The organism is Aerococcus sp. HMSC062A02 (assembly GCF_001809535.1).
Classification (GTDB): Bacteria; Bacillota; Bacilli; order Lactobacillales; family Aerococcaceae; genus Aerococcus.
The window spans coordinates 1-487 of sequence record NZ_KV797941.1 but is presented as its reverse complement, the minus strand read 5'-3'; the positions used below and the strand labels follow the sequence as shown (position 1 = coordinate 487).

Genomic DNA, 487 nt, shown 5'->3' with positions numbered 1-487 from the left:
AGGAGGTCAGCGGTTCGATCCCGCTATTCTCCATTGAAATTTTATATTGGCGGCGTAGCTCAGCTGGCTAGAGCGTCCGGTTCATACCCGGGAGGTCATGGGTTCGATCCCCTTCGCCGCTATTATTTAAACGACTTGGACCTTTAGCTCAGTTGGTGAGAGCAGACGGCTCATAACCGTCGGGTCGTAGGTTCGAGTCCTACAAGGTCCATACCTTTAAAACTATGGAGGATTACCCAAGTCCGGCTGAAGGGAACGGTCTTGAAAACCGTCAGGTGGGTCAAACCACGCAAGGGTTCGAATCCCTTATCCTCCTTTTATTAATATCGCGGAGTAGAGCAGTTGGCAGCTCGTCGGGCTCATAACCCGGAGGTCGCAGGTTCGAGTCCTGCCTCCGCAATTTAAATTTAATGGTCCCGTGGTGTAGGGGTTATCACGCCTGCCTGTCACGCAGGAGATCGCGGGTTCAATTCCCGTCGGGACCGTA

The 487-nt window shown here is 53.0% G+C and carries 5 tRNA genes; all 5 read left to right on the top strand.

The window, feature by feature from the left end:
* Positions 1-48: 48 nt before the first annotated feature.
* The 5 genes from HMPREF2626_RS08160 (at position 49) to HMPREF2626_RS08140 (ending at position 485) form a co-directional block, all read left to right on the top strand.
* A tRNA-Met gene (locus HMPREF2626_RS08160) sits at positions 49-122 on the top strand.
* Between the two features lie 15 nt (positions 123-137).
* Positions 138-211, top strand: a tRNA-Ile gene (locus HMPREF2626_RS08155).
* Between the two features lie 15 nt (positions 212-226).
* Positions 227-316 (top strand) — tRNA-Ser (locus HMPREF2626_RS08150).
* An 11-nt stretch (positions 317-327) separates the two neighbouring features.
* Positions 328-400: transfer RNA gene (locus HMPREF2626_RS08145), tRNA-Met, on the top strand.
* Between the two features lie 12 nt (positions 401-412).
* Positions 413-485 (top strand) — tRNA-Asp (locus tag HMPREF2626_RS08140).
* The last annotated feature ends 2 nt before the right edge of the window (positions 486-487 follow it).